The sequence below is a fragment of the Cohnella sp. GCM10027633 genome (assembly GCF_042675445.1).
Classification (GTDB): domain Bacteria; phylum Bacillota; class Bacilli; order Paenibacillales; family Paenibacillaceae; genus Cohnella.
Genome location: NZ_JBHTGV010000017.1, coordinates 70,919 through 84,363 on the forward strand (window position 1 = coordinate 70,919; position 13,445 = coordinate 84,363).

13 protein-coding genes are annotated in these 13,445 nt (G+C 61.6%); all 13 read right to left on the reverse strand.

The annotated features are described in order from the left end of the window. Positions 1–69: 69 nt before the first annotated feature. The 13 genes from trxB to ACFQZG_RS24960 all read right to left on the reverse strand — a co-directional run bounded on the left by trxB (position 70) and on the right by ACFQZG_RS24960 (position 13,444). A complete protein-coding gene (trxB, locus tag ACFQZG_RS24900) occupies positions 70–1,020 on the reverse strand; it encodes a thioredoxin-disulfide reductase (RefSeq protein WP_378157462.1) in 951 nt (316 codons plus the stop codon). A 31-nt stretch (positions 1,021–1,051) separates the two neighbouring features. Then, the gene (locus ACFQZG_RS24905) at positions 1,052–2,782 is read right to left on the reverse strand and encodes a tetratricopeptide repeat protein (RefSeq protein WP_378157463.1); all 1,731 of its coding nucleotides are present in this window, start codon (positions 2,780–2,782) and stop codon (positions 1,052–1,054) included. Positions 2,783–2,909: 127 nt separating this feature from the next. After that, positions 2,910–3,866: a ribose-phosphate diphosphokinase gene (locus ACFQZG_RS24910; RefSeq protein ID WP_378157464.1), complete on the reverse strand. Its 957-nt coding sequence runs from the start codon at positions 3,864–3,866 to the stop codon at positions 2,910–2,912. A gap of 85 nt (positions 3,867–3,951) precedes the next feature. Beyond that, positions 3,952–4,758 carry a histidinol-phosphatase HisJ gene (gene hisJ, locus ACFQZG_RS24915; protein ID WP_378157485.1) on the reverse strand — a complete coding sequence of 269 codons (807 nt, stop codon included), beginning with the start codon at positions 4,756–4,758 and terminating at the stop codon, positions 3,952–3,954. A 44-nt stretch (positions 4,759–4,802) separates the two neighbouring features. Continuing rightward, a complete protein-coding gene (gene hisIE, locus ACFQZG_RS24920; RefSeq protein ID WP_378157465.1) occupies positions 4,803–5,492 on the reverse strand; it encodes a bifunctional phosphoribosyl-AMP cyclohydrolase/phosphoribosyl-ATP diphosphatase HisIE in 690 nt (229 codons plus the stop codon). Then, positions 5,489–6,247 carry an imidazole glycerol phosphate synthase subunit HisF gene (gene hisF / locus ACFQZG_RS24925; protein ID WP_378157466.1) on the reverse strand — a complete coding sequence of 253 codons (759 nt, stop codon included), beginning with the start codon at positions 6,245–6,247 and terminating at the stop codon, positions 5,489–5,491. The genes hisIE and hisF overlap by 4 nt, the downstream gene beginning before the upstream one ends. Before the next feature lie 17 nt (positions 6,248–6,264). Continuing rightward, positions 6,265–7,032, reverse strand: coding sequence for a phosphoribosylformimino-5-aminoimidazole carboxamide ribotide isomerase (gene hisA, locus ACFQZG_RS24930; protein WP_378157467.1), 768 nt, complete (start codon positions 7,030–7,032; stop codon positions 6,265–6,267). 7 nt (positions 7,033–7,039) lie between these two features. Then, positions 7,040–7,669 (reverse strand): imidazole glycerol phosphate synthase subunit HisH, encoded by a 630-nt coding sequence (hisH, locus tag ACFQZG_RS24935; protein ID WP_378157468.1) that lies wholly within the window; start codon positions 7,667–7,669, stop codon positions 7,040–7,042. Beyond that, the gene (gene hisB, locus ACFQZG_RS24940; protein WP_378157469.1) at positions 7,670–8,278 is read right to left on the reverse strand and encodes an imidazoleglycerol-phosphate dehydratase HisB; all 609 of its coding nucleotides are present in this window, start codon (positions 8,276–8,278) and stop codon (positions 7,670–7,672) included. It abuts the gene before it with no gap. A gap of 1 nt (position 8,279) precedes the next feature. Further along, positions 8,280–9,566 (reverse strand): histidinol dehydrogenase, encoded by a 1,287-nt coding sequence (gene hisD / locus ACFQZG_RS24945; protein WP_378157470.1) that lies wholly within the window; start codon positions 9,564–9,566, stop codon positions 8,280–8,282. A 36-nt stretch (positions 9,567–9,602) separates the two neighbouring features. Continuing rightward, a complete protein-coding gene (hisG, locus tag ACFQZG_RS24950) occupies positions 9,603–10,241 on the reverse strand; it encodes an ATP phosphoribosyltransferase (RefSeq protein WP_378157471.1) in 639 nt (212 codons plus the stop codon). Then, the gene (locus tag ACFQZG_RS24955) at positions 10,238–11,452 is read right to left on the reverse strand and encodes an ATP phosphoribosyltransferase regulatory subunit (protein ID WP_378157472.1); all 1,215 of its coding nucleotides are present in this window, start codon (positions 11,450–11,452) and stop codon (positions 10,238–10,240) included. The genes hisG and ACFQZG_RS24955 overlap by 4 nt, the downstream gene beginning before the upstream one ends. 213 nt (positions 11,453–11,665) lie before the next feature. Next, positions 11,666–13,444: a copper amine oxidase N-terminal domain-containing protein gene (locus ACFQZG_RS24960; RefSeq protein WP_378157473.1), complete on the reverse strand. Its 1,779-nt coding sequence runs from the start codon at positions 13,442–13,444 to the stop codon at positions 11,666–11,668. Between the last annotated feature and the right edge of the window lies 1 nt (position 13,445).

Genomic DNA, 13,445 nt, shown 5'->3' on the forward strand with positions numbered 1-13,445 from the left:
GTTAGTCGACACCTCATAAGGAATAATGGTTAACGCGTTAGCGGTATGAATGTAAGCCCGTTAAGAGCTTCAGCCGAGCGTCTGGCTCCAATCGTGGACGGCCGAATGCTCGAGGAACTTCTCGCAGTCGAGCGCCGCCATGCAGCCGCTGCCGGCCGCCGTAATCGCTTGGCGGTACTTCGTATCCTGGACGTCGCCGCAGGCGAACACGCCCGGCACGTTCGTCTCCGTCGTGCCCGGCTTCACGTTGATGTAGCCGGTCTCGTCGGTGTCGATCTGCCCGCCGAGGAACTTCGTATTCGGCGTATGGCCGATCGCGACGAACAGCCCTTGCGTCTCGATGACCTCTTCTTCGCCGGTCGCGTTGTCGCGAACCTTCAAGCCGGTAACCCCGTTGCCGCCGGCGACGACTTCGACCGGCGTCTTATTGAGACCCCATGCGATCTTGTCGTTCTGGCGAGCGCGGTCTTGCATGATCTTCGAGGCGCGCATCTCTTCGCGGCGGTGCACGAGCGTCACTTCGCTCGCGAAGCGCGTCAAGAAGTTCGCTTCCTCCATCGCCGAATCCCCGCCGCCGACGACGATGATCTTCTTCCCGCGGAAGAAGAAGCCGTCGCAAGTCGCGCACGTGCTGACGCCCCGGCCGACGTTGTCCTTCTCCCCGGGAATGCCGAGATACTTCGCCGACGCGCCCGTGGAGATAATGAGCGTCTCCGCCTTCAGCGTCTCGCCGCCTTCGAGCGACAGCGTGAACGGTCGCCGCGACAGGTCGACCTCGTTAATCCATCCCGTGCGGAATTCCGCTCCGAACCGTTCCGCCTGCTTGCGCATGTTCGCCATGAGATCGGGCCCCATGATGCCTTCGGGGAAGCCCGGGAAGTTCTCGACTTCGGTCGTCGTCGTCAACTGGCCGCCTGGCTCCGGTCCTTCGATGACGAGGGGGGACAGGTTCGCCCGCGCCAAGTAGATCGCCGCCGTCAATCCGGCCGGGCCGGTGCCGATCACGATACATTTATGCATCTTGCTTGCCTCCTAGTCTTGCTGTTCGGGTTCAATGGAACGACGGAGTCGTCAAGTCCAGTTTCTCCCGAATGCCGCATGCTTCATCAATCCGGTTCGCGTATCGGCTGATACTCGCTTGGGATACGCCGTACCGGCTGACGAGATCCGCGTAAGTAACCGTCCTGCGATGCATCTTCGCCGTCCAATATTCGAGCGCCGCCGCCCACCCCGTCGACTTGTGCAGCTTCGGCACCTCGGGATAGACGCGGGACAGATAATCGACCCATAACGTCATCATATCGTGCTGCTGAACGACGTCGTAACGTCCCGACATGCCGGCAAGCGCTTGCTCCAGCACCGTCTGCCACGCGCTGTCCCAGACGGGCAGCCTGGCGGACTTGCGGCGAGCCTCGAGCGTCAATGTCCGTCCGCCGAACGTAACCGGAAGCGAATCCTGCACGCCGATCGAGCGCAGCACGAGCACCGCGACGCGCTTCAGTTCGTCTTCCTCGTCCGCGTCGATCAAGAACGCCTTCAGAGCTTCGATCACTTCTTCGTCCGCGATCAGACCGAGCGCCTGGATCACTTGCACCTTCGTCTTGCGGTCGCCGTGGCGCAGCGCCCAGAAGAACGAAGACCGGATGAGCGGTTCGCGCTTCAGCGCTTCCGTCACGAGTCCCGGATCGTTCTCCCATTGACGGAACTGCTCCTCGAAGGGGAGATGATAGTGGTAATGAGACGGCGCGTTCTCTTCGCCCGCGCGCACCTTCTCCAGCCTGCGCAAGTAATACGCCGGCACCGGAGAGCCCGCGTCCAGCTTCTCGGCTTGGTTCCAATGCCGCTCCGCCTCGGCGTACCTGCCCAGATTCGTCGCCGCTACCGCCGCGAAGTGGTGCAGGCTAGGCTCCCCGGCCAGCTCCCCCGTGCGCAGCAGCCGGCGGAAATGCCGGTAAGCCTCGCGATGCTCGCCCACGATGCCGAGCGTCGTCGCCATCTTGAACACGTGCTCGGGATGGAAAGGCACCGTCTTGTTGAGCCGTTCCACCAGCTCGCGCAGCGGTCCTTCCCGGTTCGAGTGCTGATAGAAGATCGCCAGGTTGCACAGAGCGTGCAGATTGCCCGGCTCCGACTCCAGCACCTCGGTAATGGTGACGACGGACTTCTCGAAGAGTCCCATATAATAGTATGCCAGTCCGAGGTTGTTCCGCGCCGCCAGGAAGGTAGGTTCCCGCACGATAATGTCTTCCAATATTTTGACCGCGTCAGCGAAGCGTCCCGCCTCGAGCAACTCGCGGGCCTTGTCGTGCGCGAATACGTTCTCCTTCGACTTGATCGTCGACAGCTTGGTCGGACGATTCAGCTCGAACTTCAGCAGATCCAGCAGCTCGTCGGCTTCGTCCAGGAACTGGCCGTCCGGATCGTTCTCCAGGTAGCGGACGAGCGCCTCTTCGGCCGCCTCGTACAGCTCCATGTTCGCGTAATTGTTCGCCAAGTAGTAATAACATTCCGTCATCGCCGGATCGATCCGGTCGAGCACGGAACGAAGCACGTCGTTCGATTCCTCGTAACGGCCCATCTCCGACAGAATGCCCGCCATGTTGCAATGGTTGACCGGGTTCTCCGGCTCGTATTCGACCGCCCTGCGGAAATATTTCAATGCCTTGTCGTAGTGATACCGGTCAAGCGATTGCACGGCGCGTTCGAAGAAAAAGGTCGCATCCAGTCGAATCGGAATGACTTTGGGACGTCGGGGTTTGGCCGCGCGCTTCCGCTGACTCATCGGCAAGGCACCTCCTGTTGATCTAGAATCATAGAGATTATAACACAGCGCGCCCGTTCCATAAAATAAAAACCGCCGACACCAACAGTTGTCAGCGGTCTATATGCGGTTGAAAAAAGGCCTTGAATTACACGCCGGCGTCCTTGAACAGCGTGCTGATCGAGCCGCCTTCCATGATAATGCGGGTCGCGTCGGCCAGCATCGGAGCGACGGAGATGATCTTGAAACGCGAGGAGCGGTCTTCCGGCAGCAGAATCGAGTCGGTGACGACGACTTCCCGGATGCTCGGATGGTCGAGGCGCTGAAGCGCCGGACCGGAGAACAGCGGATGCGTCGCGCAGACGAACGGATCTTCCGCGCCGCGTTCCTTCAAGCCTTCGACAACGTTCACGATCGTCGTGCCCGTGTCGATCATGTCCTCGATGATGATCGGCGTGCAGCCTTCGACTTCGCCGATGACGTGCGTGATGACCGATTCGTTGTGCGCCGGGCGCTTCTTGATCATGATCGCGAACGAGCAGTCGAGCTGGTTCGCCAGCTTCTCCGCCGTCGAAGCGCGGCCCGCGTCCGGAGAGACGACGACCGGATTGCGTATATTTTTGGATTTCAGATAATCGCTGATGAGATCGAGAGCGGTCAAGTGATCGACCGGGATATTGAAGAAGCCTTGGATCGCCGGCGCGTGAAGATCGATCGTCACGATCCGGTGCGCGCCTACGGTCGTAAGTACGTCCGCGACCATCTTCGCGGAGATCGGCTCGCGCGGAGCGGCTTTGCGCTCTTGGCGGGCGTAACCGTAATACGGCAGCACTACGTTAATTGTCCGGGCCGAAGCGCGTTTGGCAGCGTCGATCATGACGAGCAGTTCGACGAAATGGTCATTGATCGGATGGGATAACGATTGGACGATGAACACGTCGCAGTTGCGGATCGTCTCCTCGTAGTGAACGTATACCTCGCCGCTCTTGAACCGGGAAAGCTTGGTTTTCCCTAGCGGCACTCCGAGACGCTCGGCGATCTTGCTTGCCAATAAAGGATTCGATGATCCGGAAAAAATACGAAGCTTACTGCTGCTGCTGTCCATGTGACCCTCCAAAATAAATTTTCGACAAGCTGATGTCGAAATCCGTCAAAACCATCTCCCATTATACATCCTATACGTGCGGAATTCAAAAAGGATTCAAGAACCTCCTGCGCCCTTCAAACGTCGCCAGTCGCGTATAACCGGCCTTAATCAGCATCGCTCTCGCTTCTGCCCCTTTTTGTCCGACTTTATCGGGATGATGGGCGTCCGAGCCGTAGGTGACGGGAATGTCGAGCGCTCGGGCGCGTTCCAGAATCCGGAAGGCGGGGTACTGCTCCTTGCACGGCGCGTGAATGCCCGCCACGTTCAGCTCGAACGCGAGATCGTGCTTCTTCAGCGCCTGCAGCGTCTCTTCTTCGAGAGCCGCGACGTCGGCTTCCGGCGCATGCGGAGCGAACCGCTTGATCGCGTCGATATGCCCGATATAGTCGTAGAATCCGGTCGCGGCCGCCTTCTTGATCGCGTCGTAGTACCGTTCGAACGCATCGACTACCCGCAGGCCTTCCCACCTGCGCGCTTGACGGAAGTCCGTCACGTCCCACGTCCCGAGGAAGTGCGCCGAGCCGATCAAGTAGTCCCACGGGAAGGCGGTCGCGATCTTCCCGATCGCCTCTTCGAAGCCTTCGACGTAATCCATCTCCAACCCGACGCGCACGGCGATCTCGTCCTTGTACTTCTCCTTCAGGCGTTGGCACTCCTCGAAGTAGCGCGGCAGCTCCTCCATCGGCATCGCGATGTCGGGATGCTCCTCGTTGGACAAGTTGACGAGCGGCATATGGTCGGACAATCCGATCTGCGTCATGCCTTGCCGGATCGCGCTCTGCACGTACTCCTCCAGCTCGCCGACCGCGTGGCCGCAGCGCACGTTGTGCGTATGGTAATCGATCGGCATGCCGATGGCGCTATCCGCGCCCGCGTTCGTCGTCATGCGATCACCTAGTCTTTCTTGACCGGCTTGCGGTGCCGGAATTCGAGCTCGGAGAGCACGTCGTCGAATGGAATGCCTTGCTCGCGCAGCAGCACCATCAGGTGGAAAATCAAGTCCGCCGCTTCGCTGCGAAGCTCGGTTCCGTCCCGCTTCATCGCCGCGATGATCACTTCGGCCGATTCTTCCCCGATCTTCTTGACGATCTTCTCGACGCCCTTGTCGAACAGATACGTCGTGTACGCGCCTTCCGGACGCTCCGCGTCGCGCTGGGCGATCGTCGCCTCGAGGCGGCTGAGCGGACCGAAGCGGTCGGCGTCGGCCGACTTCACTTGTTCTTCCGCGCTATCGCCATCGGCCTGCTCGGCCGCGCGATAGAAGCAGCTATACGCGCCGGTGTGGCATGCCGGACCTTGCTGCAGCACCTTCACGAGCAGCGTGTCTCCGTCGCAATCATAGTGCAGCGACTGGATCTGCTGCGTATGTCCGCTCGTCGCGCCTTTGTTCCACAGCTCGCCCCTGGAACGGCTCCAGAACCAGGTCCGGCCGCTCTCCAGCGAGAGGCGGAGCGACTCCTTATTCATATAAGCAAGCATAAGCACTTCCTTGCTTAGCGCGTCCTGCACGACGGCCGGCACGAGACCGTCCGCGTTCCACGCGATTTGCTCCAGCAAGCCATCCGCTTTGAATGTCGCCGTCATCGTACGTTCACTCCTTTGCCGCGCAATGTATCTTTGACTTCCTGTACCGTGATTTCTTTGAAGTGGAATATGCTCGCCGCCAGCCCCGCGTCCGCGTTCGCCTCCGCGAAGACATCGACGAAGTGCTCCGCCGTGCCCGCGCCGCCGGAAGCGATGACCGGAATGCCGACGCCGTTCGATACGGCGCGCGTGAGCGCGATATCGAAGCCGTTCTTCGTGCCGTCCGCGTCCATGCTCGTCAGCAGCAGCTCGCCGGCGCCGCGGCGCTCGGCTTCTTTCGCCCATTCGATCGCGCGAAGGCCGGTCGGGTTGCGCCCGCCGTGCGTATACACTTCCCAATCGTTCCAATCCGCGTTCCATTTCGCGTCGATCGCCACGACGATGCACTGCGCGCCGAACATCCGGGAACCTTCGGTGATCAGGTCCGGCGTGCGGACGGCCGACGTGTTGATGCCGATCTTGTCCGCCCCCGCGCGTAGCAGCCGCTTCATGTCTTCGACAGTGGAGATGCCTCCCGCGACGGTGAACGGAATCGTGATCTCGCCCGCCGTCCGGCGGACGACCTCGACGATCGCCGCGCGACCTTCGACGGAAGCGGTAATGTCCAGGAAGACGAGCTCGTCCGCGCCCTCGCGGTCGTAGATCGCCGCCAGCTCCACCGGATCCCCGGCGTCGCGCAGGTTCACGAAGTTAACGCCCTTCACGACCCGTCCGTCCTTCACGTCGAGGCAAGGAATAATTCGTTTGGCCAACATAAGTACGTTCCTCCCCTCTATCGCGACCGCTTGGAATCGCAATAGTCGACGACTTCCCGGTAAGGAAGCGTCCCTCCGAAAATATCGAGCGCGCTGCCGATCGTAATGTCCAGCTTGCCGCCGGTAATGTCGCGGAACCGCGACAGATCGGCGATCGAGCGCGCGCCGCCCGCATAGGTCGCGGGAATGCGCGACCATTCGGCCAGCTTCTCCGCCAACCGCTCCTGCACGCCTTCCCGCTTCCCTTCCACGTCGACCGCGTGGATCAGGAACTCGTCGCAATAGCTTTCGAGCTCTCTCACGTTCGCTTCGTTCACTTCTAGATCGCTGAACGTCGTCCATTGGTTCGTGACGACGTACCACTTGCCTTCCTTCTCCTTGCAGCTCAGATCGAGCACGAGCCGGTCCTTGCCGACCTCGGACGCGATCCGGCGCAGGTTATCCATGTCCAGACGTCCGTCGCGGAACACGTACGACGTCACGATGACGTGCGAAGCGCCTTCTCGGAGATACTCCGCCGCGTTGTCCGCCGTAATGCCGCCGCCGATCTGCAGCCCGCCCGGATACGCGCGCAACGCGGACAACGCCGCATCGCGATTGCCGCCGCCGAGCATGATGATATGACCGCCCGTTAGCCCGTCTTCCTTATACAGCGAAGCGTAGTAGTCCGCTCCCCGCTCGGAGACGAAGTTCTCCACGACCTTCGATGCGTCCACCTGCAGCGTCTCGCCGACGATCTGCTTCACTTTGCCTTGATGAATATCGATACACGGTCTGAACCGCAACGTCTTCTCAGTCCTTTCGCGCCGGCGCCGGTGCAAGCTTCGCGATATCGACGAACTTCTCCAGCAGCCGCATGCCTAGCGTTCCGCTCTTCTCGGGATGGAACTGCATGCCGTACAGCGATCCCCGTCCGACGATCGCCGTCACCGGCTGGTGGTAATCCGTTACCGCGAGCAAGTCTTCGGGGCGCTCGGGCAACGCGTGGAACGAGTGCACGAAGTAGACGTGGCCCGGCTCGACGCCTTCGAACAACGGGCTCTCTTGCTTGAACGCCAGTTCGTTCCAGCCCATGTGCGGCACCTTGTAATTGCCTTGGAACCGCACGACGCGGCCCGGCAACAGGTTCAACCCTTCGTGAACCCCGTGCTCCTCGCTCTCCGAGAACAGCAGCTGCATGCCGAGGCAGATGCCGAGCAGCGGCTTGCCCGTCTCGGCGTAACGTTTGACCACGGCGTCCAGCCCGGTCTCCCGCAAGTTCGCCATCGCGTCGCCGAACGCGCCGACGCCCGGCAGAATGGCGCCGCTCGCCGCCAGGATCGTCTCCGGGTCGGCCGTGACGACGGCCTCGCGGCCGAGCCGCTCGACGGCTTTGCTCACGCTATGCAGGTTGCCCATGCCGTAGTCGATGATGGCGATCACTTAGAGCACTCCTTTCGTGGAGGGCACGCCCTTCACGCGGGGATCGATCGTCGTCGCTTCGTCCAGCGCGCGACCGAACGCCTTGAATACCGCTTCGACCATATGGTGCGTATTGCGTCCGTAGTGGACGATGACGTGCAGCGTCACGCGCGCCTCGAGCGCGAACTTCCATAGGAACTCGTGCACGAGCTCCGTCGTGAAGCTGCCGACGTTGGCCGCGGGGAACTCCCCGCGCAGCTCGAAGTGCGGCCGGTTGCTGATGTCGATGACGACTTGCGCCAACGCTTCGTCCATCGGAACGAACACGCTCGCGTAGCGCTTGATGCCGGCCTTGTCGCCGAGCGCCTCGCGCAGCGCCTGCCCGAGGCAAATGCCGATGTCCTCGACCGTGTGGTGGTCGTCGATGTCCACGTCGCCGCGCGCGTCGACCTTCAGGTCGAACTGCCCGTGCTTCGCGAACAGGTCCAGCATGTGGTTCAAGAACGGAACGTCCGTCTCGAGCGAGACGTCCCCCGAGCCGTCGACGCCAAGCAACAGCTTAATATCGGTTTCGTTCGTGCGGCGGGATAATGCGGCGTTGCGGCCTTGCTTGTTTTCCAGTTCGCTCATCTTAGGATTCCCGTCCTTCCAATCGGATTTCGACCGCGCGCGCATGCCCCTCCAGCCCTTCATGGCGGGCTAGCGTGGCGATGCCGGCTGCGTCTCTCAGCAATGCTTCCTTGCTATATCGGATAAGGCTCGATTTCTTCACGAAGTCGTCGACGTTCAACGGCGAGGAGAATCGCGCCGTCCCGTTCGTCGGCAGAATATGGTTCGGTCCGGCGAAGTAGTCGCCGACCGGCTCGGAGCTGTAGGGCCCGAGGAAGATCGCTCCCGCCGTCTCGATGCGGCCGAGCAGCTCCATCGGCTCCTCCGTCATCACCTCGAGATGCTCGGGCGCCAGCTTGTTCACGACGGCAATGCCTTCGTCCAGGCTGTCCACGACGAGAATCGCGCCGTGCGCCTCCAACGACTTGCGCGCGATATCGACGCGCGGCAGCGTCGCTACCTGACGGTCGAGCTCGGCCGCGACCGCGTCCGCGAGCGCTTGCGACGTCGTCACCAGCACAGCCGACGCCATCTCGTCGTGCTCCGCTTGCGACAGCATATCCGCGGCGATGTACCGCGGATCGGCGCCGCCGTCGGCTAGCACGACGATCTCGCTCGGGCCCGCGATGCTGTCGATGTCGACCGCGCCGTACACTTCGCGCTTCGCCAGCGCCACGTAGATGTTGCCGGGCCCGCAGATCTTATCGACGGCGGGAATCGTCGCCGTCCCGAAGGCGAGCGCCGCTACCGCTTGGGCGCCGCCGACCCGGTACATCTCCGTGACGCCCGCTTCCGCGGCCGCCACCAGAATGTACGGGTCGATGCCTTCGCGCCCTCCCGTCGCCGGCGGCGTCACGAGCGCGATCTCCGGCACGCCGGCGACCTTCGCCGGCAGCACGTTCATGAGCACCGACGACGGGTACGCCGCCTTGCCGCCCGGGACGTATAGCCCGACGCGTCGAAGCGGCCGGTGGATCATGCCGAGCATCGTGCCGTCCGGCTGCACGTCGACCCATGTACCGCGCTTCTGCTTCTCGTGAAAAGCCGTAATGTTCGCGGCCGCTTGCCGGAGCGCCGTCAGGAACTCCGGCTCCACCCGCTCGTAAGCGCCTTGAATTTCTTCCTCGGTAACCCGCAGCCGCCCAGCCGTCAGCAATACGTTGTCAAACTTCGCGGAGTAGCGGATCAACGCATCGTCCCCTTCAAGCATGACCGCGTTCACGATCTCTCTGACTGCCTGGTTTTGCTCAATCGTCCCGTACTCGACCTTGCGGTCGAGCTTGAACCCTTCCGCTTTCCCTATATACATCCGACAACCCTCCGATCCGTCTTCAATCCCGGCGCCTTACGCTTCGACCTTAATGACCGTTCCCAGTCGATCGCACAACGCCTGTATCGCCGTATTCTTCAGCCTGTAGCTGACGCGGTTCGCGATCAGCCGGCTCGTTACCTGGAACAGCGTCTCCATCTCGACGAGTCCGTTATCGCGCAGCGTCGTGCCCGTCTCCACCATGTCGACGATGCGATCGGCCAAGCCGATCAACGGCGCCAGCTCGATCGAGCCGTTCAGCTTGATCACTTCGACCTGCTCGCCCTTCTCGCGATAGTATTGCGAAGCGACGTTCGAATACTTCGTCGCCACCCGCGGATGGATGACGGGCTTCCAGTCCGGCAGCCCGATGACCGACATCCGGCACTTGGCGATGCCGAGGTCGAGCAGCTCGTAGACGTCCTTGCTCTCTTCCATCAACACGTCCTTGCCGACGATGCCGATATCCGCCACGCCGTATTCGACGTACGTCGGCACGTCGACCGGCTTCGCCATGATGAACTCCATGTTCGCTTCCGGAACCGGGATGATCAGCTTGCGCGAATCGTCGAAGTCCTCGGGAATCGGAAGGCCCGCTTCCCGGAACAGCTTGCTCGCTTGCTTATAGATGCGCCCCTTGGGCATCGCGACCTTCAAGATGCCGTTGTCCGTCATGCCGATTCCTCCTTGCCGCCGACGAGCACCAGTTCGTCGTAAGTCTCGCCGTTGAATACGATCGACTCTCCGGCCGACCGCAGCGCCAGCAATCCGAGCAGTTCTTCCGCTTCCGCTAACGCGGTGACGACCGATCGGTTCGCCTCCCGCAGACGCGTCGCTTGTTCGAGCGCCGATTGCCGTTTCTCTCGCGCGTAGGCGACGAGCACTCGCTCCGGCTGCTCCAGATGATCCCCGACCACTTCCATGATCCGCGTCGTCTTGAGCGCGAAGCCGGTCGCCGGCGACGGACGGCCGAATTGAGCCAGCAGGTTGTCGTACCTGCCGCCGCTGCATACCGGGAATCCGAGATTCGACGCATAGCCCTCGAACGTCATTCCCGTATAGTAAGAGAAGTCCCCGATCATCGTCAAATCGATCAGCACGTGCTCCTGAACGCCGTAAGCGGCCAGCACGTCGTAGATTTCGCACAGATGGCGAATCGCCGCCTGCGCGTCCGCGTTCCCGCTCAGCACGAGCGCCTGGTCGCACACCTCTTGACCGCCGCGCAGCCTCAGGATGCCTTCCAGCTCCCGCTTCACCGCTTCGTCCAGCTCCAACGCGCGAAGCACGTCGCGGTAGCCGACGTAATCCCGCTGCAGCAAACATTCCTTCAACCTCGTCTGCTCGCCGGTCCGCCCCGGCAGCGTCTCTTCGAACAAGCCGTTCAGGAAGCCGACGTGGCCGATCGCGATCTTGAACGACGGCACGCCCGCTGCCTGCAAAGAAGCGATCGCAAGCGCGATGACCTCCGCGTCCGCTTCCGGCGAAGCGTCGCCGACGAGCTCGACGCCCGTCTGGTAGAACTCCGCCTCGCGCCCGCCTTCTTCCTCGAACGCGCGGAACACGTTGCCGTGATAGCTCAGCCGCAGCGGATAAGCCTTATTCTTCAATAAAGAGCCGACGACGCGCGCGATCGGCGCGGTCATATCGGAGCGGAGCACGATCGTCGTGCCTCTCTGGTTGAGCAGCTTGAACAGCTTCTGATCGGACGTGGCGCTCGCCACCCCGACCGTATCGTAATATTCGATCGTCGGCGTCATGATCTGCTCGTAGCCCCAGCGCTGCATGCAGGCGAGCACGTCCTGCTCGATCCGGCGCAGCTTCGTTACGGCATGGGGCAGGTAATCTTTGACGCCGGTCGGCTTCTCGAACACTTTCGGTTTCGTCACCTTGTCGCACCTCGTTTTCATTCATCATCGCCCATAATACTTCAATGCGTTAAAGCGATAATAAGTTACCATACTGCCAAAATAAAGAATGTTAATCGTAATATTAGCACGCTAACGCGCGATCGTCAACCCGATGCAAGGAGCAAACGCGCATAAGGAAAGGGCCGCTCTCGCGGACGCTGTCCGCAAGATTCGGCCCCCTGCCGCCGCCCGTCAATTCGCGCGTTCGTCCAGTGGATAGAAGATCAGGTTGATCGGGAACGCGGAGCCGGCCGGCGGCGTGAACTCGATGTCCAAGCTCGCCTCCTTGCCCGTCGTCTTGTGCAGGATGACCATCCCGTCGTACGCCGTCAGCACGCCCGAGCCCGGTACCTTGCGGATCTCTCCGTCGATCTTGAACGGGCCTTTGAACGCGCCGCCTCTGGCCAGCACCAGAATCGCCATTTTCCGCGGACGGTCGGCGTGAATGCGATACACGGTGCCGTAATTGCCGGAATCGATAGCTTCGGTGCCGCGCAGCGGATCTACCCCCTTCTGGAAAGCGTCGGTCTTGCCGTCCCCGACGATCAGCAGCTTCGGCTGATCCAGGCCTTTCGCCGTCAGATCGACTTTCCAATCGAACCCGGTGATCGGGAACGTACCGCGAATGTGTCCGTTGAAGGCGAGCTTCGGCAGATCGATCATGTCGGCGGACACGGCATCCGACACCGCGAACGTGTACTGCACCGGGCCGTCGGAATCGACGTCGTACAGCAGGTTGACGCCCTGCCCCGGATAGAAGTCCGGGAACTGCTTGTAGACGTACGTCTCTCCCGGCGGAATCGTCATGCGTTCGTCCACCGGATCGTTCATTAGAAAGTCGACGCTCGCTTCGCTGCCCATCTGCATCGCGTAGATCGTCGGATACACCTCGCCTTGCCGCGTCGTCGCTACCGTCACCGGCCGATCGCTCTCGTTCGTCGCCAATATCGCGAACGACACCTTGTTCGGCGTTCCGTTCTGATGGTTCGCGTATAGCCGCGTTTTCCCCGTGACCGTATCCTGATAGAGGATTCCCGTCTCCTTGAACGTCTCCGGGCTGTCGCTGACGAGCAGCGAGCGCGACCGATCCTCCGATACCTGCTTCTGCAGTTGCGCCAGCTTGAAGAAGTTCAAGTACAACGACGACCAGTCCGTCGTCATGTAGCTTCCGATCGGCTTCGTATAGATCGGATATTCGACCTCGCTCAAGTACGTGTCGTCCTCGATGACGACGTTGCGGGTGAAAGGCGCGCTCTTGTTCCCGCTCTTGTCCGTCGCGACGAGCGTCACCGGATGCGTTCCCGGCTCGAAGAACGCTTCCTCCTTGCCTTCCCACTCGAGCTTCAGCGCCTCCGCGTCCGGATCGTAGCTCAGGTTGACGTATTTGATCGGCTCGCCGATCTTGTAGCTGCCCTTGCCGAGCATGAACTTCGCCACCGGCCGCGAGTTGTCCGTCGCCGGGTCGTACGCGCCCGCCGGCTTGTTCACGTGGAGCACGTCGATTCTGTGAAGCTCCGGGTTGTACGTATACTTCGCCCCCATATAATCGGAGAGCCACGTCAGCTTCACGAGCAGCTTGCCGTTCACGATCGCTGCCACTTGGTCCAGCTTGTACCAGTAGTCGTTCACCCACGCGGATTTGTTGAGCGTATCCAGGCGGATGAGCGCGGTCGGCGTCTCCAAGTACGCCGTCCGCGTCTTCTCTTCCCATTCGACCTTCATGCCCAGCGCGTCGCCGAGGAACTTGGCGGGCACGAACGTCTTGCCTTGCAAGACGACCGGCGCCTGATCGAGCGTGACTTCCGCGCCGTTCAGGAACGCTTCCTTATTGTCTATGTAGAGGACGACCGACGTCGTGCCGGACGACATGTCTCCGTTGCCCGCCGCGGCGGCAGGGGACGCGGACGAAGCCAGCAGCGTCGCGGCGAGCAGCGCGACGAGCGATCTCCGCGGATTGCGTTCTCTTGTCATG